General features: G+C 67.4%; 17 protein-coding genes and 3 pseudogenes. 13 read left to right on the forward strand and 7 right to left on the reverse strand.

Annotation, left to right across the window (positions count from 1 at the left end; translation table 11 throughout):
- Window positions 1-2: 2 nt before the first annotated feature.
- The 4 genes from ON20_RS13175 to ON20_RS13190 all read left to right on the forward strand — a co-directional run bounded on the left by ON20_RS13175 (window position 3) and on the right by ON20_RS13190 (window position 4,313).
- On the forward strand, window positions 3-806 hold the full coding sequence (locus ON20_RS13175; RefSeq protein ID WP_040835638.1) for an SCO1664 family protein: 804 nt from the start codon (window positions 3-5) through the stop codon (window positions 804-806).
- Window positions 807-965: 159 nt separating this feature from the next.
- Window positions 966-2,207, forward strand: a complete 1,242-nt coding sequence (gene mshC, locus ON20_RS13180) for a cysteine--1-D-myo-inosityl 2-amino-2-deoxy-alpha-D-glucopyranoside ligase (RefSeq protein ID WP_040835639.1) — start codon at window positions 966-968, stop codon at window positions 2,205-2,207.
- A 277-nt stretch (window positions 2,208-2,484) separates the two neighbouring features.
- On the forward strand, window positions 2,485-3,546 hold the full coding sequence (locus ON20_RS13185) for an MBL fold metallo-hydrolase (RefSeq protein WP_040835640.1): 1,062 nt from the start codon (window positions 2,485-2,487) through the stop codon (window positions 3,544-3,546).
- A gap of 197 nt (window positions 3,547-3,743) precedes the next feature.
- Window positions 3,744-4,313 (forward strand): TetR/AcrR family transcriptional regulator, encoded by a 570-nt coding sequence (locus tag ON20_RS13190; RefSeq protein ID WP_040835641.1) that lies wholly within the window; start codon window positions 3,744-3,746, stop codon window positions 4,311-4,313.
- 213 nt (window positions 4,314-4,526) lie between these two features.
- Here ON20_RS13190 and ON20_RS34425 read toward each other — a convergent pair.
- A pseudogene (locus ON20_RS34425) lies at window positions 4,527-4,664 on the reverse strand (TetR/AcrR family transcriptional regulator); the annotation flags it as partial.
- A gap of 114 nt (window positions 4,665-4,778) precedes the next feature.
- Here ON20_RS34425 and ON20_RS13195 point away from each other — a divergent pair.
- Entirely contained in the window at window positions 4,779-5,444 is a 666-nt protein-coding gene (locus ON20_RS13195) for a class I SAM-dependent methyltransferase (RefSeq protein WP_040835642.1), read from the forward strand.
- A gap of 476 nt (window positions 5,445-5,920) precedes the next feature.
- On the opposite strand, the gene ON20_RS37930 is transcribed toward ON20_RS13195, so the two are convergent.
- Window positions 5,921-6,325: an alpha/beta hydrolase family protein gene (locus ON20_RS37930; RefSeq protein WP_218002510.1), complete on the reverse strand. Its 405-nt coding sequence runs from the start codon at window positions 6,323-6,325 to the stop codon at window positions 5,921-5,923.
- Window positions 6,326-7,305: 980 nt separating this feature from the next.
- Here ON20_RS37930 and ON20_RS13210 point away from each other — a divergent pair.
- Together ON20_RS13210 and ON20_RS36370 are read left to right on the forward strand one after the other, a co-directional pair.
- The gene (locus ON20_RS13210) at window positions 7,306-8,076 is read left to right on the forward strand and encodes a thioesterase II family protein (RefSeq protein ID WP_245547212.1); all 771 of its coding nucleotides are present in this window, start codon (window positions 7,306-7,308) and stop codon (window positions 8,074-8,076) included.
- A 704-nt stretch (window positions 8,077-8,780) separates the two neighbouring features.
- Window positions 8,781-9,023: a hypothetical protein gene (locus tag ON20_RS36370; RefSeq protein ID WP_157228829.1), complete on the forward strand. Its 243-nt coding sequence runs from the start codon at window positions 8,781-8,783 to the stop codon at window positions 9,021-9,023.
- Window positions 9,024-9,282: 259 nt separating this feature from the next.
- On the opposite strand, the pseudogene ON20_RS13225 reads toward ON20_RS36370, so the two are convergent.
- From ON20_RS13225 to ON20_RS39875, 4 genes and pseudogenes are all read right to left on the reverse strand, one after another.
- Window positions 9,283-10,889 (reverse strand): annotated as a pseudogene (locus tag ON20_RS13225) (acyl-CoA synthetase).
- A gap of 42 nt (window positions 10,890-10,931) precedes the next feature.
- The gene (locus ON20_RS13230) at window positions 10,932-12,182 is read right to left on the reverse strand and encodes a hypothetical protein (RefSeq protein WP_040835693.1); all 1,251 of its coding nucleotides are present in this window, start codon (window positions 12,180-12,182) and stop codon (window positions 10,932-10,934) included.
- A 5-nt stretch (window positions 12,183-12,187) separates the two neighbouring features.
- Complete coding sequence (locus tag ON20_RS13235) at window positions 12,188-12,739, reverse strand: nuclear transport factor 2 family protein (protein ID WP_040835652.1); 552 nt, start codon at window positions 12,737-12,739, stop codon at window positions 12,188-12,190.
- Window positions 12,740-12,787: 48 nt separating this feature from the next.
- Window positions 12,788-13,582, reverse strand: coding sequence for a ferredoxin (locus tag ON20_RS39875; protein ID WP_281032866.1), 795 nt, complete (start codon window positions 13,580-13,582; stop codon window positions 12,788-12,790).
- Here ON20_RS39875 and ON20_RS13250 point away from each other — a divergent pair.
- The 5 genes from ON20_RS13250 to ON20_RS13270 all read left to right on the forward strand — a co-directional run bounded on the left by ON20_RS13250 (window position 13,481) and on the right by ON20_RS13270 (window position 17,891).
- Window positions 13,481-13,885 (forward strand): carboxymuconolactone decarboxylase family protein, encoded by a 405-nt coding sequence (locus tag ON20_RS13250; protein ID WP_040835658.1) that lies wholly within the window; start codon window positions 13,481-13,483, stop codon window positions 13,883-13,885. The genes ON20_RS39875 and ON20_RS13250 overlap by 102 nt on opposite strands.
- 74 nt (window positions 13,886-13,959) lie before the next feature.
- Window positions 13,960-14,835 (forward strand): LLM class F420-dependent oxidoreductase, encoded by an 876-nt coding sequence (locus ON20_RS13255; RefSeq protein WP_040835660.1) that lies wholly within the window; start codon window positions 13,960-13,962, stop codon window positions 14,833-14,835.
- A gap of 2 nt (window positions 14,836-14,837) precedes the next feature.
- Entirely contained in the window at window positions 14,838-16,124 is a 1,287-nt protein-coding gene (locus ON20_RS13260; RefSeq protein ID WP_051162379.1) for a glycosyltransferase family 4 protein, read from the forward strand.
- Entirely contained in the window at window positions 16,118-16,849 is a 732-nt protein-coding gene (locus ON20_RS13265; RefSeq protein ID WP_040835662.1) for a class I SAM-dependent methyltransferase, read from the forward strand. Before ON20_RS13260 ends, ON20_RS13265 begins: the two co-directional genes overlap by 7 nt.
- Complete coding sequence (locus ON20_RS13270; protein ID WP_040835664.1) at window positions 16,836-17,891, forward strand: glucosidase family protein; 1,056 nt, start codon at window positions 16,836-16,838, stop codon at window positions 17,889-17,891. Before ON20_RS13265 ends, ON20_RS13270 begins: the two co-directional genes overlap by 14 nt.
- 155 nt (window positions 17,892-18,046) lie before the next feature.
- On the opposite strand, the gene ON20_RS13275 is transcribed toward ON20_RS13270, so the two are convergent.
- The gene (locus ON20_RS13275) at window positions 18,047-18,913 is read right to left on the reverse strand and encodes an LLM class F420-dependent oxidoreductase (RefSeq protein ID WP_040835666.1); all 867 of its coding nucleotides are present in this window, start codon (window positions 18,911-18,913) and stop codon (window positions 18,047-18,049) included.
- A 552-nt stretch (window positions 18,914-19,465) separates the two neighbouring features.
- On the opposite strand from ON20_RS13275, the pseudogene ON20_RS40565 reads away from it, so the two are divergent.
- Window positions 19,466-19,692, forward strand: a pseudogene (locus ON20_RS40565) (NADP-dependent oxidoreductase); the annotation flags it as partial.
- Window positions 19,693-20,111 lie beyond the last annotated feature (419 nt).

A 20,111-nucleotide genomic window follows, 5' to 3' on the forward strand; every position in this document is an offset into this window, starting at 1 on the left:
CGGTGGCGGCGGCCGGGGATGCGTTGCGCGCCGGTGAACTGACGGTACTCGGCCGGGTCGGGACGGCCAGCAATCTCACCCTGGTCTGTGACCTTCCGGTGCCGGTCGGCGCCGAGGCCACGCCGCTGCGGGTGGTGTACAAACCGGTCCGCGGAGAGCAGCCGCTGTGGGATTTCCCGCACGGCACCCTGGCCGGTCGGGAGGTCGCGTCCTACCTGATCTCCGAGGCGTTGGGCTGGTCGGTGATTCCGGAGACGATTCTGCGCGACGGTCCGCTCGGTCCCGGGATGGTGCAGCGCTGGATCAGCACCGTCGAACCGCGCGGGGGCCGGCCGGATCTGGTGGACCTGTGTCCGCCCGACGCGGTGCCGGACGGATTCCGGGAGGTGTTGCGTGCCGTGGACGGCGCCGGTGACGAGGTGTCGTTGGTGCACGCCGACGATCCCCGGCTGCGGCGGATGGCTGTGCTGGACGTGCTGCTCAACAATGCCGACCGCAAGGGCGGACACGCCCTGGAGGGCGTGGACGGCGGCGTCTACGGTGTAGACCACGGTATCTGCCTGCACCACGAACACAAACTGCGCACCGTGCTGTGGGGGTGGGCCGGGGAGCCGATCCCACCGGATCTGATCGCCGATATCACCGCGTTCACCGATACCCTGCCCGGCGAACCGGCCGATCGGCTCGCCGAACACATCACCGACCGGGAGATCGACGCCCTGCTGCGCCGCGCGAAACGACTGCTCGACAAGCCGGTGATGCCGTTCCCGAACACCGTGCGCCCGATTCCCTGGCCGGCGTTCTGACGGCCCGCCCGCCGGAGTGTCGATTCTGCCGGACCGAAACCGTTGACACCCGGCCTGCCGCGGATCCGCGCAGGTCCCCACTCCCCCTCGGGGAGTCGGGACCGCCGCAGTGGCGGGCCGGAAACCGGACACCGTGACCTGCCCTCTACCCTCGAAGGCATGCAGTCCTGGTCCGACATCCCGATCCCCACGGTCCCCGGAACAGGGCCCCCGTTGCGGTTGTACGACACCGCCGACAAACAGGTCCGTCCCGTCGCGCCGGGAGCGACGGCCACCATGTACGTGTGCGGGATCACCCCCTACGACGCCACCCACCTCGGCCACGCCGCCACCTATCTGACATTCGACCTGGTGTACCGGGTGCTGCGCGATAGCGGCCACGAGGTGCACTACGTCCAGAACGTCACCGATGTGGACGATCCGCTGTTCGAACGCGCCGCCCGCGACGGCGTCGGCTGGCGTGAGCTCGGCACCGGCGAGATCGCACTGTTCCGCGACGATATGGCCGCGCTGCAGATCCTGCCGCCCCGCGACTACGTCGGCGCCATCGAATCCGTGGACGAAGTGGTGGAACTGGTGCGCAAACTGCTCGCCTCCGGTGCCGCCTACACCGTCGACGACCCCGAATATCCGGATATCTATTTCCGCACCGACGCCACCGAACAGTTCGGGTACGAATCCGGTTACGACCGCCCCACCATGGAACGGTTGTTCGCCGAACGCGGCGGCGACCCGGAGCGGCCGAGGAAACGCGACCCGTTGGACGCGCTGCTGTGGCGGGCCGCGCGCCCCGATGAACCGTCCTGGCCGGCCCCGTTCGGCGCGGGCCGCCCCGGCTGGCATATCGAATGCGCGGCCATCGCCATGAACCGCCTCGGCACCGCCATAGATATCCAGGGCGGCGGCAGCGACCTCGTCTACCCGCACCACGAATACTCCGCCGCCCACGCCGAAGCGATCGTCGCGGGTCGCCGTTTCGCCCGACACTATGTACACACGGGCATGATCGGCCTGGACGGGGAGAAGATGTCGAAATCACGCGGGAACCTGGTGAAGGTGTCGCAGCTGCGCCGCGCCGGCGTGGACCCTGCCGCCATCCGGCTCGGACTGCTCGCCGAGCACTACCGCGCCGACCGCATGTGGACCGACGTCGTCCTCGACACCGCCCGAGCCCGACTGGACCGGTGGCGCCGCGCCGTCGCATTGCCGTCCGCGGGTTCGGCCGACGACACCGTGGCCCGGCTGCGGCACCACCTCGCCGACGATCTCGACACCCCCAAGGCTCTCGCCGCGCTCGACAACTGGGCCGACGAGGCACTCGGCTACGGCGGACCCGATGCCGAGGCTCCCGCCCTGATCACGGACGCCGCCGACGCCCTGCTCGGTATCCGGTTGCGGTGACGCCGGCGGTCCGTCGAACGAAGACATTTGCCTTCCCGGCGAGTGGGCGCATGGAGTGCGACGGACCACGCCGAGGGCGCGGTTTCCTCGTATTCGTCGATATCGGCGCTCTTTGACACCGGTGACCTTTCACCCGCCACGATCTATCAGCACCTCGTCCTCGAACCGGGTCTGACGCATCCCACGACCGCTGCGCGAATCTCGGGCGGCCGGTGCTGTTGTCTCCGACTCCCCGATGTGCTTCGGTACGGCCGTGTGTAATGCGATGTGGCATGGCATGAGCAGGCGCGGTGTGTTGGGTGTGCTCGTGGACAGGCTGCTGGGGGCGTCGGCGGCCTTGGCCGAGGTCGACGAGCGGCGGATGATCACGGCCCGGCAGCGGTTCTTCGGCGCCGACGCCGTCGACCCCACCACCGGGGCAGTGCGCTCGGATCGGGTGGTGTTGTCGTGGGTCGGTTGCACCACGTACGCGCTCGCCCTCGGCGGCACCGTTCTCCTGCTCGACGCCTGGGTTCCCCGGCTCACCAGCTCCGGCTACGTACCCGCCGAGGCGCAGGAATTGGCGGACCTGAAACCGGCCGCGATTCTCCTCGGGCACGGCCATTTCGATCATGCCGGTGACGCGGGCCGGATCGCGGTCGCGAGCGGCACCGTTGTGTACGGGACCGCGGATCACTGCGCGACCGTCCGTGCGCAGGTACCCGGATCCCCTCTCCGCTCGGTCGAGCTCGGCGACGCGGCGACCCCGCCCGGGCATACGCACGAATTCACCGTCGGCGATGTGAAAGTGACCGCGGTGCGGCATATCCATTCCGCGCCGGTGCCGCCGAACCCGTCCACCGGCTCGGCGCCGTTCTTCCCGGTCCCGGACCTGTGCGCGGTCGTCGAGCATCCGCCGACACTTGCGGATCTGCGGGAAGTGCTGCCCCGACTGGCAGACGCGGAGGGCGGATGCCTGCTCTATCGATTGCGGGTGCCGGGTTTCACGCTGGTGTGGCACGATTCGACGGGACCGGTCACCGAGAAGGCGCCCCAGGTTCCGGCCGTGCTCTCCGGGCTCGGGCCCGTCGATGTCCAGATCGGCGCCATCCAGGGATACAACCAGATCACCAACGGCCTGCGCGATCCCCGCGTCTATATCGAGGCGCTCCGGCCGCGTATCTTCGTCCCCGCCCACCACGACAACTGGCTGCCCGGTCTCACCGCGCCCGCGGCGGCCTACGATCGGGTGCTGCACGAGGAAGTGGCGCGGATTCCCGCCGCGCACCGCCCGCAGGTGCGGTCCCTGCACGATCCGGGCGACTACATCGATCCGGCCCGGTTGACATTCCCGCTCTGACGCGACGACACGCCATGGTGCCGTCCCGGCTGTCGTGGCGTGTCGCACCGTTGTTCTCTTCCGGCACCGAATATTTCGGACCGTTCGCCGCTCAGCGGTGCCCGCCATGGTGATATTCGCTACTCTCGACTCCGCCGCCGGCACCGGCGGGGTACTGTTCCGGCCACTCGTCCCGCATCCCGACAGAACGGCGCTGTATGTCCCGAATGGTCACCAAGGAGCAGTATTTCGACACCGGCCTGTCGGTATTGGCCGAAATAGGTTTCCGCAACATCAATATCGGGGTGCTGTGTCGGCAGCTCGGTGTCACCAGCGGCTCCTTCTATCATCATTTCGGCAACTGGCAGAGTTTCGTCGACGCGTTGTTGAAGCATTGGGAGAACCGGCAGGTGTTGATCCTGCGCGGCCACGAATTCGACCGCTGCACACCGGATGAGGCGATCGGCGCCCTCGCCGATCTCACTCTCGGCCTGCACCATGCCGCCGAGGCCGCCATCCGGGCGTGGGCGGCCAACGACGAAGCGGTGGCAGTGGCGCTGAAGCGGGTCGACGAATCCCGCCGCCGCACCGTGCACAAGGCGATCCGGGGTGTCGTGGGCGACGACGATACGGCCGCCGTGGTCACCTCCCTCGGTATGGCGATGCTGGTCGGCTACCAGCAGATCGGTGCCGACGGCGCGCAGGTGTCGCTGGATCGGCTGCTCGCCGAGTACACGCGGCTCATCTACTCGCACGCACCTGGATCCGGGTCCGCCGGGCTCCGGTGACGCCATGGCGGCCACGCTCGTTCCCGACCGCGACCGGTGGTTGGGTCACCGGTGGTATCGGCATGGTCTCGGTGGCGTCGGGCCGGCCGCCGAGCGGCTCATCGAACAGTGTGCGCATGCCGTGACCCGGCGGTCGGGGCGACAGGCGTCGGGTATCGACCGGCAGTGACGGCCGGGCGTGCTCTTTCAGTACCGGCAGCGCGGACTGTTTCAGCGGATGGTGAGTCCGGCGAATCCTTCGCGGGAGAGTACCTCCATCGCCGCTATGGTGAGCTTGTCGACGGTGTCGGCCTGCTTTCCGGTCAAGCGACGACGTGTCGCCTCGAGAATACTGGAATCACCTTCGGACACTTGTCTGGATACAAGTGCCGCGCAAGTGTCGGATCAACTTTCCGCACGGTAGGCGGGGCCGAGTAATGTCGGTCACCGTCGTTGTCCGTGTTCCCAGACAGAGAGTCCGCCCCCATGACCTCCCTCGACGCCACTACGCCGCTCACCGAGGAGCAGTTGTTCGATCACGCCCGCCGGACCACCGGATTCATGCCCGAAGACGAAGGACGTGCCCTCTACGAGGCGGCGAAGCAATATTGCCGCGGTGGAGTCATCACCGAAATCGGCACCTACTGCGGAAAATCGGCCATACTGCTCGGCGCGGCCGCCCGCGCCCGCAACGGACTGGTGTTCACCGTCGACCACCATCACGGCTCCGAAGAACACCAGCCCGGATGGGAATACCACGACACCACCCTCGTCGACCCGGAAACCGGCCGCTTCGACACCCTGCCCCGGTTCCGACGCACCATCGACGACGCCGGCCTCGGAGACACCGTGATCGCCGTCGTGGGCGCCTCGGTCCAGGTCGCCCGGGCATGGCGCACCCCCATCGAGTTCCTGTTCATCGACGGCGGCCATACCGAGGAAGCCGCCCGCCGCGACTACGACGGCTGGGCCACATGGGTGGTGGTCGGCGGCGGGCTCGCCATCCACGATGTGTTCCCCGACCCCCGCGACGGTGGACAGGCCCCCTACGGCATCTACCGGAAAGCCCTCGACAGCGGCGAGTTCCGGGAAATGTCGGCCACCTCCTCGCTGCGCGTTCTGGAGCGGGTCGCCGCGGCGCCGAACAGGTGACACCGTCACCGGCCGCGGCGCCGGTAGTCCCCGCTGACAACATGGGGGCCGGAGAACGCCACCACGGCCACACTCCTCGATCTCCTCGGTGGAGGTGACACAACGCTACGGAGCCGGGGGCGGCTCGGCGAGGGACGTCCACTGCTCGAGTGTGGTGAGGATGGGCGCCCCGGGCGGGTGGCCGGGAGGCGGGTTGACCGGGAAGCGTACCAAATCCTCTCTTCCGGCCGGCCACGCGTACACACTGGGCTTGATCTCCATCGCGCCGAAATGACCCACCTCGTTTCCGGGAACCATATACAAGCGAGAGCTTTCCGGTGATAGCTGTGCGGCGATTGTTTCGGCATGCGCGGCGGGAGTGAATCCGTCCCCGCCCGCAGTCCAAACCATAGTCGGACACTCGATGTCGTTGAAGTCGAATCCCCAGGGCGCCAGCTGCCTGTCTATCTCGTCGGTCCAGCCTACAGTGCCTTGCCTCAAGCCTTCGTCGTACATTTTGCAGAGATGTTCCGAGTTTTTTCCACGATTCTCAAATCGGTGACGTTGAGTTCACTCTTTGGAATTCCGATGATATTCATCGGGTCGGTGGGATTTATCCTGAAGTTCGCGAGTCGCTCTAGATGCAGTGCATTGACTGCTAAAAGCCGGTCGGCTCTATGGTCGGGTCTCTGAGTCATGCCCGTGAAATAGTCCCCTTTCATCAGAGCAGGAGGCGCGACAGGAACGAGCAGCGCGAGGCTGGTGACCCGGTCGGGTAGACCGGCTGCCACTGCCGCCGCGTGGGGAGTCCCGCCGGATCGGCCGACGACGGCGAACCTTACGACTGCCCGGCGAGCCATGGAGTTGGAATACCGGTATCCCGTCTTCCGGGCCTTCGACACGGCACTGCAACCTGTGTCCGCTCGGCAGGGTGACCACGAAGTCTCCGGGATGTCCTTTCCCTCCGGGTGTTCCGGTGTCGTGTGGACCACCACCGGAACCGGAGCCGCCCGGGCTGTCGCCGGGTGCGCGGGTGCCGCCGACGGTTGTTTCGCCGTGAGGAGTCGCGACTTTATCGAATGACCGATTCGAGGTGGTTTTTTCGTCGAATGCGTTTACAGCCGAGCACCGACAGCTGGTTTCCATGACTGCAGCCTGTGGTTACGGCCCAACAGATGCAGGAGCGCCGAAGACGATCTCGCTGGAGCTGCCGGAATCGTCGGGTGCCTTGCGCCCGCAGGTCGACGTAGAATCACACCGACGGCGTCGATGTGTGAATCCCGCGACATCCCCAAACACCACCATCACGTCCAGGCCGGCGACCGGCCCACCGTCCCGCAGCTGCGCCGGCGGCACGCTCGCTTGGGTGTAGACCGGTCCCGTATCGGCGGAGGCCATGGTGTGGGCGGATGTGGTGCTTGGTCCCGTGCCGCAGCCGATCCGGGTCGGAGCACCGGCACCCGACGAAACCACCGGCGCTGGACCCCGTCCCTTGTCTACAGGCAGAGCACCGACACTCCAAGGTCGGTGACACAGGCGTCGGTACCGGTGACATGGGCGCACGCCTCGACGAACCCCGGATACCCGACATCACCTCGAGGGCCGAATCCGGCAGATCCGCCCGCGGAATCAGCATTCTTGCCGGTAAACGATATCCGTTGGAAATTTCCCCACAACTGGGGGCACCCTTGCTCGGCGCCCCGATGGGGGTGTGCGATATCGCGGGCGCGCTGCTCGACGCCCGGATGGCGCTGCACCGAGGCACCGGCTTCATCCGGATCGTCCTACTCGCCGTGGTGAGCGTGTCGGTACTCGAACTCGGCCACGACCAATGGGGCATTACTACACCGCATCTGAACCCGTACCGAGGAAAGATCACATCGTGCACACCGACGAATTCACCACCTGGCTGCGCCGACTCCACACCGGCCCTGACACCCCACGTCCCTTGGTCTGCTTCCCTGCCGGCGGCGGTTCGGCATCGAACTACCGGGCCCTCGCCGAGCACCTCGCGCCCGCCGGCGTGTACGCGGTGCAGTACCCCGGCCGCCAGGACAGGCTCGGCGACCCGGTCGTCCCCTCGCTCACCGACCTCGCCGATCACATCACCCGGGCCATGAGCCCGCTGCTCGCCGCGGGACCGGTGGCGCTGTTCGGACACAGCATGGGCGCCACCGTCGCGTTCGAGACCGCGCGTCGCATCGAACAGCGCGGCGGCGTCGTGACCACCCTGTTCGTCTCCGGACGTCCCGACCCGTCCTTCGCCGAACACGCCACTCTGCACCGCGGCCCCGATATCGACCTGATCGCCGAACTGGAACGCCTCGCGAACGATCCCGGTTCCGTGCGCATCCTGCGCACCGAACCCGACCTCGCGGCGATGGTGCTGCCCGCGGTGCGCAACGACTACCGGGCCGTGGAAACCTATCGCTACCGCGGCACCGGCACGCTCGTCTGCAATATCGTCGCCCTGCTCGGTCGCGAGGACCCGACGACCACACCGGCGCAGATCGAGGCGTGGCGTGAGCACACGAGCGGCTCCTTCGACGTCCGGTTCTTTCCCGGACGGCATTTCTACCTCGACGAACGCCCCCACGAGGTCGCCGAGGTCGTGCGGGAGAAACTCGGCACCGCTCATGGCGTCGAGCGGTGACGACACGGCCGGCCGCGCGACGGTCGGGTTCCGGCGATTGCTCGACGCCGTGCTCGGCGGGATCCGGGGCCGGGCCGCGCGGCAGCAGGAGCCTTGACGTCCGTCAACCGAGCCGGTCTGGGTGGTGTCGAAGTCGAAGGTGAAGAACGAGCAGCAGTTCGACTCCCGCGCGGCCAGATCCCGTGCGACCGGCTCGGCGGCCGGGTCCAGGACGAGCTCGAGCCGGGCCGGTACGTGATGTGTACGGCGTCGGCGAAGAACCGGTCGAACTCGGCGATCCGGATCGGCTGTTCTACGGTCGGCAGGGTGCACGCATCCGGCACCCAACCCTCGGCACCAGAGGAAATCGTCATGCCGCCACGGTAGTCCTGTACCCGGGCATACGCTGCAACCCGGAAATACGAACCAATATTCTCTGAATCCGGATCCTGCCGAACCTGCGTGCGGGCCGGCTCACCGCAGCGGACCCCATGTTATCGCCGCCGCGCCCGGCAGGGCGGACGGAATCCGCGATCGGACAGCAGAATTAGGTCATGTCGTCAGGGATTGCGTCAACCGTTGTTTCGGGCCTGCTGCCTCTGTTCGGGGCCGGGTTCGGTGCGTCGGCAACGCTGATAGTGCAACGAAGTTCGGCGCGTGCGGCCAGGCTCAGGTTCGCGGCGGAGAGCCGCCTCGCTCACCGAGAGGAGCTGAAGTCGGCGATCATGGACTACTTCGAGGCCGCGCAGCAACCGCAGGGCGAGCTGGACGTTCGCGAGCGTGGCGGCACGCCCGCTGATCTGAAACGACTCGTCGAGGGCGTCTGGCCGGCGGAGAAGCGAGTGGAGATCATCTGCTCGGATACTCTGCGAGAGAAAATGATTGCTCATGCCAAAGGGCTGCACAACGCCGTGTGGATACCGGTGCCGTGCAGGGTGACTCCCGTGGCGCGGCACAGCGCGTCGTAGCGTTCGCGTTCACCGCTGCGGTATCGGCCATCAGCGGGGAGTAGACGACACAGTCGGCGTCGGTGTCGAACAGGGTGTCGACCTCGGTGGTGGCACGGACCCCGGCCGGGCCGCGCCCGGCCAGTTCCCCGATGTGGGCGCCGTCCTGTCCGGCGAATGCACCCACGCTCCGACCGGTTCCAGTTCCGGGTGGTCGAGGACGGCGGCCGGCGCGGCGCGCCCCACTCCGCCGGTGGCCCATTGGATAACCCGCATCCGGTCAGTCCGTTCCGTGGTCGGGTTCGCGGGCGGCGGCGTATTTCGCGGCCCACGTGTAGTCGGGTTTACCGCTGGGAGAGCGGGTGATCGCGTCGGCGATCCACACCTTGCGCGGCACCTTGTATCCTGCGAGGTACCGGCGCACATGGGCCTGCAGATCGGCCGGATCCAGTCCGGCGGCGGTATCGGTGAGACTGACCACGGCGGCGACCTGCCGGCCCCAGCGTTCGTGGTCGACACCGATCACGGTGGCGTCGTAGACGGCGGGATGGGATTTCACCACCCCCTCCACCTCTTCGGCGAACACTTTCTCCCCGCCGGTGTTGATGACCATATTGCCACGGCCGATGAGGCTGATGGTGCCGTCGTCTTCGAGGATGGCCCGGTCGTCGGTGAGGACGATCCGGCCGCCGTCGACGGTTTTGAACAGTTTCTCGGTTCTGGCCGGGTCCTTGTAGTAGCCGATCGGGACGGAACCGGTTTTGGCGAGCCAACCCTCGGAGCCGGGTTGGACCGGACGGCCCTCGTCGTCGACGACGATCGCGCCGCGTCCGATCGACACTCGCGGTTTTCGGGCCGGATCGTCGTCCTTCCGGGCGAAACCGATACCGCCGAAACCGGTTTCGGACGAGCCGATGGAGTCGGAGACGAACAGGTTCGGGATGAGGCCCAGCAGATCGTTCTTCGTCGGCTGGGTGAGCAGCGCGGCGCCGGAGGCGATCATGAACAGCCCGGTCGTGTCGACCGGGTGGGCGCGATAGGAGTCGATGAGCGGGCGGGCCATGGCGTCGCCGGTGATGACCAGGACGCCGGGGCGTTCCGAAGCGACGGTCCGCCACACCGTATCGGCGTCGAACCGTGGCAGGTAGATGACGGCGTTACCGGACCACAGCGCCACGAAACTCGGCATCATCGCCGCCAGGTGCCTCAGCGGCGGCAGGATCATCCAGGTGGTGGGGTCGGCCGCGGCTCCGGTGCGGGACTGCTGGTATTCGTCGGCGACGGGTTCGTTGCTGTAGAAGTCGATTCCGCCGCCGAGGACCCGCCACATGTCCTCCTGCCGCCACATAACGCCTTCGGCATCCCGGTGGTGCCGCCGGTGTACATGATGAACAGGTCGTCGGGGGTGTGCTGCACCTCGGGTCGGGCCCCGTCCGCGGTGGCGGTCACCTCGGCGAGGCAGGCCACGCCCGGGTCTGCGGGGGCGAGGTCGTCGGCCGCGCACAGCAGGTACTTCAGGCGTGGCGAGCGCTGCTGCCCGGCGCGTACGGCCTCCCCGTAACAGGCGTGGTAGACGAGGTGTTCGAGATCGGCGTTGTCGTACAGGTAGGCCAGTTCTTCCGGGCCGTACCGGTAGTTGATGTTGACCGGTACGGCGGCCAGTTTGAAGCAGGCGATGAACGTCTGCACGGTTTCGATGCTGTTGTGCATCTGGAACCCGACGTGGGTGCCGCACCCGACCCCTGTAGAGGCGAGGTGGTGGGCGAGCCGGTTGGCGCGGTCCTCCAGCTCGTGGTAGGTGATTCGCTGCCCGTCCTGGATGATCGCCACCCGGTGGGGCATGGCGTCGACGGAGTGTTCGAACAGGTCGGCGAAATTATTGGCCATGGCTATCCTGCTGTGTGTGCCGGGTTCCCGGGTGATGCGGGGTCAGAGAACGGTGAGAGGCAGCGGTATCCCGCGGTCGGTGAATGTGAAATCGGCGCCGGTGCTGAACCGGGTGATCTGCACTTCGGGAGCCTCGGCGAACGGTTCGTCGGCGCGCGTGATCTCGGCCGTCCAGCCGTCGGCCTCGTGGTCGGCGACCCGGCTGTGGTAACGGGCGTCGACACCGCGCACCATGGCGTCCAGGGGACCGAGATGTTCGGGGTCGATCATCGACGGCCAGGTGCGGTCGGTGAGCGCGCCACCGGTGTGCGGGAACCGAACCCGCACCACATCGGTGTCGGACTCGACCTCCACACCGGTGTAGTGGCGGGGGTTCAGTGCCGGATGCACCCGCAGCACCCGCGCCAGCGCGTCGACGTCGTCGCCGAGGCCCAGGCAGCGATGGATCCGCTCGGAGGCGATCCCCGCGATACCGGTGAACTGTTTACGCCCGATATCGAGCGCGGTATCGGTATCGGCGCGTTCGTGCACGGCGATCATGAATCCGAGGGTGAGCAGGTGTTGCTGCAGGCACACCTCCTCCGCGATCCGCACCAGTGCGGAATGTGAGAAATCGGGGAAGCGCGGATCGCTGAGGAGGGGACCGCTGTAGTCGGCGGCGCCTGCCTCGTCGCGGTCGATCTCGGCCAGCGGCAGCCGTGCCGCCACCGATTGGGCGACCAGCTCCGCGTTGCGCGGAACCGGCGGCGGCATATGCGATTCGTCGATGATCACCGTCCACGCGCATACCGGTGTGCGGTCGGCGGGCTCGCGCGGCGGACGGTGGATGGGCCGCACCTGGGCGTGTGGGTTGGTAGCCAGGGCGGTGGCATCGAAGGTGGGGTCTTCGATATCGTGGCACATGGACTTCACGTAGTTCAGGCCCATCGGCTCGACATCGGCGAGCGCGCCGCAGTGGTCGAGCCAGAACTCGCCGTGATGCGGGTCGTCGACTCGGAATCGGAAGTCCATGAACTGCGGTGGCGCGCCGATATCCAGTTGCAGGCCCTTGAAGATGGTGACGACATCGTCGCCGACATAGTTCAGGGCCCGCTGCATACGGCGGGTGTAGACCGGGCTGGACAACTGCCATTCCTCGATCGCCACCTGCGTCATTCCCTCCCGACCGAACGCGGAGATACAGTGCGCCATCCCGGAGCGGTCGATCAGCTGCCCGCACAGCAGCAGTTCGGGAGCCAGTGCGGCCAGGTCCTGGCGGCTCAGGGCGTGGAACCGGCTGAGGGGTACGGTCACCGAGATCACCACAGGGAGGCCGGGGCGGTGCCGATCTTGTACCAGCCGGGCAGGCGGCCGGAGGTCGCCTTGGCGATCCGTTTGTTCATCCCCTCGGACATGGCGTTGTTCGTGATCATCTCCATGAACAGTGCCGAAACGTTGCCGTAGTCGAAGAAGTCCCGCTGCCAGGACCACTGGTAGTTGCCGCCGTATCGGAACCAGCTGCCGCCGATTCCGTTCACGGTGTACTCACTGCCGTCGGGGCGGACCGTGGTCTGGTAGATCTGCTTCCAGAAGCCGATCACATCACCGCTGTGCTCGTCGATGACGAACTGTTGGTAGGGGTACACCCAGCCTTCCAGACCCTCCATTTCCTGACCCAGTGCCAGGTCACGGATCTCGTCGCGCCCGACGGCCATGAATTCCTCGGTGGGGCCGTAGTTCCAGCCGTAGGTGGCGTCCTCGGTGTACATCTCGGCGAGGGGTTTCCAGTCGCCGGCCTGTTCGCAGCGTTCGTTCTCCGCCACCCAGCGGCGCACCATCTCGTCGAGTTCGGCGCGGGCGAAACCTGTCATCGGTGTTGTGTCCCTTTCGGAAAATGGATGCCTGTCGGCGGAAACGGGTCAGTGGGTTGCGTCTTCGGCGACGAGCATCAATGCCTGGGTCGGGCAGTAGCGGACGGCGTTGGCGACGTCGGTTTTCACGTCCTCGCCCGGATTCTGGTCGAGGATCTCCACCTGGCCGCGTTTCGGCACGGAGAACACGGTCGGTGCCTCGGCCGCGCAGACGGCGTGTCCCTGGCACAGATCCAGATCGGCCACGATTTTCATGGTGGGCTCCCGATACTCGCAGTGGGTGGGATCAGGTGATGCGACGGCTGTGACGCGAACCCGAACGGCGGGGTTCGGCCCGGGCTGCGGGTGTCGGACGGAGCGTGGACCACGGCGGTGAGTTGCCGGGCCGGGTTCGGGCGGGCGGTCGCGGTGGTGGCCCGGTTGTGGGACAGCGGGTCGATTCGTGTTTCTCCGATAACGAGTTCTCCCTGTGATGCGCCGATGCCACCCATGAAGAGACACATAGCTGGACACGTGTCTGGACGCTACCACCGCCCCTCGCGTCCGACAACGATTCAGCGATTTTTCCCGGTCGAGTCCGGAAAGCGGCGGCCGGGCCGGTCCGTCCCACGCTATCGCCCCCGCCGCCGCGACAGGCCCGGAACGAGAACATGTTCTTGCGTGTCGTCGGGCGGCCGACCTATATTCCGTACACCTGTCCAGATACTCCGGACGGCAGAGTCCTCCAGACAAGGAGCCCCGATGAGCGACGACCCCACGCCGCAGCCCACCGTGCGCGAGCGCGGGCTGGCCAAGATGTCGGAAGTGTACGGCTGGGAATTCCGGGACGGCCCCGGCGACCATTTCGCCGTCACCGCCGACCACCTGTTCGCCGATATCTGGTCCCGTCCCGCACTCACCAACCGCGACCGGAGACTGCTGCTGCTCGGTGCGCTCACCGCCCAGGGACTGTTCGACGTCGCCGGCCTCCAGATCGGCTCGGCCCTGCACAACGGGGAACTGAACGAGGACCAACTGCGCGAGATCGCCCTGTTCCTCTGCCACTACGTCGGCTGGCCCGCGGGCACCACCCTCGACCAGGTGATCGGCACCCAACTGGACCGGCACCGCAAAAAAACCGCGAAGGCCACCGAGAAGGGCCACTGAGACCGCGCCCACCACCGTCATCGGCTGGGACCGCCACGGCGACCCGCCGATCCGACCATAGACAAGGCACACGTATGCGCTTCGGCATCGTACTGTTCACCAGCGACCGCGGAATCACCCCCGCCGCCGCTGCCCGGGCCGCCGAGGACACCGGTTTCCACTCGTTCTACGTCCCCGAACACACCCACATCCCGGTCAGGCGCGAGGCCGCACACCCACAGACCGGCGACGCCACCCTGCCCGACGACCGCTATATGCGCACCCTCGACCCGTGGGTCGCACTCGCCACCGCCGCCGCCGTCACCGAACGCATCGAACTCGCCACCGCCGTCGCGCTGCCCGTCGAACACGACCCCATCACCCTCGCCAAGACCATTGCCACCCTCGACCACCTCTCCGGCGGTCGCGTCGTCCTCGGCGCCGGTTTCGGCTGGAACACCGACGAACTCGCCGACCACAAGGTGCCCGCCAACAAACGCCGCACCGTGCTGCGTGAATACCTCGAGGCCATGCGCGCGCTGTGGAGCGAGGACGAGGCCTCCTACACGGGCACCTACGTCGATTTCGGCCCCAGCTGGGCCTGGCCGAAACCGGTCGAGCGCACCGTCCCCGTCCTCATCGGCGCCGCCGGCACCGAACGCACCTTCGGCTGGATCGCCGCCCACGCCGACGGCTGGATCACCACCCCCGGCGAAACCGATATCACCGACCGGCTGGCGCTGCTGACCAAGGTCTGGAACGACGCCGGACGCGACGGTGCGCCGCGCGTGGTCGCCCTCGACTTCAAGCCCGACGCCGACCGCCTCGCCGAATGGGCAGCCGGCGGGGTCACCGACGTGCTGTACGGGCTGCCGGACAAGACCGAACCGGAGGTGTGTGCCTATCTGGAACGGCTGGCCGGCAAACTGCGGGACATGAAATCGATCGCTGCGACGGGCGAGGACAGCTAGCCGTGCGCATTGCCTTGTTGTCCTACCGCAGCAAGCCGCACTGCGGTGGGCAGGGGGTTTATGTGCGTCGGCTCAGCGCCGGACTGGCCGAACTCGGTCACGAGGTGGAGGTGTTCTCCGGCCAGCCCTACCCCATCGATCTCGACCCTCGGGTGACGCTCACCGAGGTGCCCAGCCTGGACCTGTACCGGGAGGACGACCCTTTCCGCACCCCTCGCCCCGATGAGATACGGGACCATATCGACCTCTTGGAACTGGCCACGATGTGGACCGCCGGCTTCCCCGAACCGCGCACCTTCAGCCTGCGGGCGGCGCGACTGCTGCGCGACCGCGTGGACGATTTCGACGTGGTCCACGACAACCAGTGCCTCGGCAGCGGGCTGCTCGATATCGCCCAACGGTTCCCCCTGGTCGCCACCGTGCACCATCCCATCACCAAGGACCGCGAGGTCGACCTGGCGGCCGCGACCTGGCGCCGCAAACCCCTGGTGCACCGTTGGTACGGCTTCCTCGGGATGCAGCAGCGGGTCGCCCGGCAGATCTCCGACCTGTTGACGGTGTCGTCGTCGTCGGCCGCCGATATCGCCGAGGATTTCGGTGTCCATCCCGATCGGCTGAACGTGGTGCCGCTGGGCGTGGACACCGACCTGTTCGCTCCCCGCGGACCCCGGGTGCCCGGCCGGATCGTCGCCGTCGCCAGCGCCGACAAACCCCTCAAGGGCATCGCGCATCTGCTGCGGGCGCTGACCACGCTGCGGGTCACCCACGCCGTGGAACTGCACCTGGTGGCGAAACTGGAACCCAACGGGCCCACCGGGAAACTGATCGCCGAACTCGGCCTGTCCGATATCGTCACCGTCCGCTCCGGGCTGACCGACACCCAACTGGCCGAGGTGCTCGCCTCCGCGGAGATCGCGTGTATCCCCTCCCTGTACGAGGGGTTCTCGCTGCCCGCGGTGGAGGCCATGGCGTCCGGAACCCCCCTGGTGGTCAGCCGCACCGGTGCACTGCCGGAAGTGGTGGGCGACCCGGGAGTGTGCGCGGAACTGACCGAACCCGGTGATCCCGCCGAACTCGCTCGAGTGATCGGGCGGCTGCTCGACTCCCCGCAGATCCGGCAGCGGATGCAGGCCGCCTGCCGAGACCGCGCGGTCTCGGTGTTCGGCTGGGGATCGGTGGCCGCCCAGACCGTACAGGTGTATCAGCGTGCCATCGCCCGGTACGCCGGTCGGCGCCCCGAGCGTCCGGCCCCCGAGGAACTCGCTACCGCAGGAGGCGCACAGTGCTGACCGTCGACTTCGACCGTATCGGGATCCGACCCGGCATACGGGTGATCGACGTAGGGTGCGGGGCCGGTCGGCACGCGTTCGAGGCCTATCGGCGCGGCGCCGACGTCGTCGCGTTCGACCAGAACACCGCCGACCTCGCCGATGTGGAGACCATGTTCCGGGCCATGGCAGAGGCCGGGGAGGTGCCCGCGAGCGGGATGGCCGTCGCGGTCCGCGGCGACGCGCTCGCCCTGCCGTACGACGACAACGAATTCGATGTCGTCATCGCCTCGGAAATCCTCGAACACGTACCCGCCGACGACACCGCCATCGCCGAACTGGTGCGCGTGCTCAAACCCGGCGGGCAATTGGTGGTGACGGTGCCGCGCCGGTTTCCCGAACGGGTGTGCTGGGCGCTGTCGGACGAATACCACGCCAACGAGGGCGGCCACATCCGCATCTACAAGGCCGACGAACTACGGGACAAGATCACCGGCCGCGGGATGCGGTTCGTCCACCGCACCCACGTGCACGCCCTGCACTCGCCGTACTGGTGGATCAAATGCGCGGTCGGCGTGAACAACGAGGACCACCCCTTGGTCCGCGCCTACCACCGGATGCTGGTGTGGGACATGATGAGCCGCCCACTGCTCACCCGGGCCCTGGAAAAGGCGCTGGACCCGTTGCTCGGCAAGAGCGTCGCCCTGTACTTCGCGAAACCGGCGGTGGACCGTGCCGGCGTGTGAGTTGCCGTCGGTCCCGACCGTCCTCACCCGCCGCCAGTGTCTGCACACCGCCGAATCCATTGCCGCCGCCCAGGAGCCCTCGGGGGCGATCCCGTGGTTTCCCGGCGGCCACACCGACCCGTGGGACCACGTCGAATCGGCCATGGCGCTGACCGTGGCCGGGCTGTGGGACGAGGCCGTCGCCGCCTACACCTGGTCGGCGCGTACCCAGCGTCCCGACGGATCGTGGCCGATGCAGTTCCGCGACGGCGAGATCGAGAACGCCGCCACCGACGTCAACTTCTGCGCCTATATCGCCACCGGCGTCTGGCATCATCTCGCGGTCACCGGTGACACCGTGTTCGCCGTCGACATGTGGCCGGTGGTGGCGGCCGCCATCGACCTGGTGGTCGAAAGCCAGGGCGAACAGGGCCAGATCTTCTGGCTGCGCGACGGCGACGACATCATCGACGAAGCCCTGGTGACCGGTTCGTCCAGCATGTACCACAGCCTCGGCTGCGCGCTGAAACTGGCCGAACGGCTCGGGGAGCGGCGCCCCGACTGGGAACGCGCCCGCATCCGGCTCGGGGTGGCGCTGCGCGAGCATCCGGAGGTGTTCACGGCCAAGGACCGGTATTCGATGGACTGGTACTACCCGGTCCTCGGCGGCGCCCTGCGCGGCGCCGAGGGATACGCCCGTATCGCCGAACGCTGGGACACGTTCGTGGTCGGCAATATCGGGATCCGCTGCGTCGCCGACCGGCCGTGGGTAACCGGTGCCGAAACCTGCGAACTGGTGCTGTCGCTGGACGCCCTCGGCGACCACGACCGCGCCCACCGGCTGCTGGCCAGTATGCAGCACCTGCGGGAAACCGATGGCTCCTATTGGACGGGGCTGGTGTACGCGGACGGGAAACGCTGGCCGGTGGAACGCACCACCTGGACCGGCGCCGCCGTCATCCTCGCCGCCGATGCCCTGTCCCGCACCGGCCCCGGCAACGGGATCTTCCGGGATCTCGCCGCCGACGCCGTCCCCGCGAAACCGGTGCCGGTGCGTGTCTAGGGGTGAGAGCCCATCACGACATCTGGGACGTGTCGAGCGGGCACGCAAAGGATCTTGCCAAGGTCTTCCCGGCCGTGTACTTGGCGTTCACGATCGCCTTCGTCGTGGCGTGGGCACGTGCCGGCACGCGGATACCCGACGCCCGAGCGTAACGGTCAGAGTTCGGCGAGGCGGGGGACGACCGGCGCCATACTGTCGATCCAGGCGGCCGGTGAACCGGATGGCGGCATGATGATGGCGGTGTGTACGCCGAGTTCGGCGAAACCGGCCATCCGCCGGACGAATTCGTCGCGTTCATCAGGGGTCGGGCTGCCGGCGAGGACGGTTTTGCGGATCGTGTCGTAGTCGCGACCCACCTCGTCGCAGTGCCGCCGCAATACGTCGAGCTTGTGCCCGACCTCCTCCGTCGAGGAGGCGAACAGATTGCACGCGTCACCGTACTGCGCTACCAGCCGCAGCGTCCGCCGTTCTCCGCCACCGCCGATGAGCACCGTGGGGCGGTGCAGCGGCTGCGGCGAACACAGCGTCTCGGCCAGCCGATAGTAGATACCCTCGAATGGTCCGTTGTTCTCCGGATCCCACATCTGCGCGCAGATGCGCAACACCTCCTCCAAGCGGTCGAACCGCTCACGGACCGGCGGGAACGGCACACCAAGGCCCTGGTGTTCACGCTCGAACCACGCGGCGCCGATACCCAGCGCGGCCCGGCCGCCGGACAGCACATCCAGCGTGGTGACGATTTTGGCGAGCAGTCCCGGATGCCGGTAGGTCACACCGGTCACCAGCAGCCCGAGTTCGACGGTGGAGGTATGCGCGGCCAGATAGCCGAGCGTGGTGTAGCCCTCCAGCATGTTCGCCTCCGCGGGGAGCCCGGTCGGTTCGATCTGGAAGAAATGGTCCATGAACGACAACCACCGCGCACCGACCTGTTCCACTGCGGCACCCACCCTGGTCAGCTCACCGGCGATGGCGGCGGTCCCACCGTCGACGTCGAAAATCGGAACGTGAAAACCGAGCTCCATACAACTCTCCCTTGTCGTGTCGGCAACCCTGCGACAGCACGCTACGACCTGGAGAGCGCTCCAGGTCAAATTTGGCGTGGTCGTGTCGGAAACCGATCGGCAGGTGGTGAGGTCCCGGTAGTAACGGCGCAAAAAGCAACGGATATGGCGTAGTTCCTGGTTTGGAGCAGAACCCGTGTGCGGTATCTGCGGGACGAAACCGGACGTGTCGGCCCTTTGGGGCAGTCCGGAATATGGCTCGGTTCGGGTCCGCGCGGGTGTCCACGTGGGGCAGAAAGACAATTCCAGGTCGATGCTCTCACCGCGGTCAGTCGTCTTCGGCGGCCCGTTCGCCGGTTTCGCCTTCGCGTGCGGCGAGACGGCGGTCGACTCGCTCGAACAGCGCCCGGACACAGCGTTCGGCCGCGCGATCTCCTCTGTGGTGGGTTCGGCGCTGTCACCACCACGACGCCGGGCCTCCCAAGGCCGAGCAGAGCGCACAACGGATTGCCGCCGGATCTGGTCCACGGTCAAGCGCGCCGGACGCCGTGTCCCGGAAGTCGAGACCGTCATGTCGACGCAGCTCTCGATCTGGCCGGCTCGGGCGTGATCCGCGAGCTCGTCGAGCTGACCGGGATCTGCAAAAGGTGGTCCCCATCGCCGATCTCGGTGCACCGGAGCCCGGTGTCCGATTCTCCGGCGTGGCCGGAAGCATGCCGGAAGCGCTCGCCGAGGCCGCGATGGCGCACATCGACAGCCACGCCGGTCACACGCGGGGGCGCCGGGTCATGGTCGTCTGAGCCGTTCCCTTCTCGATGGAATACTCGTAACGCTGTTATCGGGCGTCGGCGAGAACCCACCGACCATCCGGCCACTCGTAGCAACGCAGCTTCGACGGGTCGGGATACATGCTCCGCTCTATTTCACATTCTTCCCGAGTCTGAAACAAGGTGCCGGGCGGCTGCTTGGTCAACCCCGGGCCGAGTGCCTGGGCTCCACTGCCTGCGGTGTGAGCGATCGCGGGGCCTGCTACAGCAGAGACCCACACAGCGAGCCCGACAATGGACAAGGCCGCGGCGTTGGCAGTGAACCGGAAACGCATGATTTTCTCCTCACAGTGTGGCGGCAAGACGATCCGCGCGTACTCATCGGGGCTTCCGGGTATGGCGCCCAATCGGCAGTATTGCTCGCCTGGTCCGGGACCGGTCCCGGACTCTTC

Source organism: Nocardia brevicatena NBRC 12119, assembly GCF_000308495.1.
Taxonomy (GTDB): domain Bacteria; phylum Actinomycetota; class Actinomycetes; order Mycobacteriales; family Mycobacteriaceae; genus Nocardia; species Nocardia brevicatena.

Bases quoted from the DNA above. Each gene is read 5' to 3' on its own strand.
- mshC (WP_040835639.1), top strand. From the start codon at position 966: ATGCAGTCCTGGTCCGACATCCCGATCCCCACGGTCCCCGGAACAGGG.
- ON20_RS13185 (WP_040835640.1), top strand. From the start codon at position 2,485: ATGAGCAGGCGCGGTGTGTTGGGTGTGCTCGTGGACAGGCTGCTGGGG.
- ON20_RS13190 (WP_040835641.1), top strand. From the start codon at position 3,744: ATGTCCCGAATGGTCACCAAGGAGCAGTATTTCGACACCGGCCTGTCG.
- ON20_RS13195 (WP_040835642.1), top strand. From the start codon at position 4,779: ATGACCTCCCTCGACGCCACTACGCCGCTCACCGAGGAGCAGTTGTTC.
- ON20_RS36370 (WP_157228829.1), top strand. From the start codon at position 8,781: ATGGACTACTTCGAGGCCGCGCAGCAACCGCAGGGCGAGCTGGACGTT.
- ON20_RS13235 (WP_040835652.1), bottom strand. From the start codon at position 12,739: ATGACAGGTTTCGCCCGCGCCGAACTCGACGAGATGGTGCGCCGCTGG.
- ON20_RS13250 (WP_040835658.1), top strand. From the start codon at position 13,481: ATGAGCGACGACCCCACGCCGCAGCCCACCGTGCGCGAGCGCGGGCTG.
- ON20_RS39875 (WP_281032866.1), bottom strand. From the start codon at position 13,582: ATGGTCGCCGGGGCCGTCCCGGAATTCCCAGCCGTACACTTCCGACAT.
- ON20_RS13255 (WP_040835660.1), top strand. From the start codon at position 13,960: ATGCGCTTCGGCATCGTACTGTTCACCAGCGACCGCGGAATCACCCCC.
- ON20_RS13275 (WP_040835666.1), bottom strand. From the start codon at position 18,913: ATGGAGCTCGGTTTTCACGTTCCGATTTTCGACGTCGACGGTGGGACC.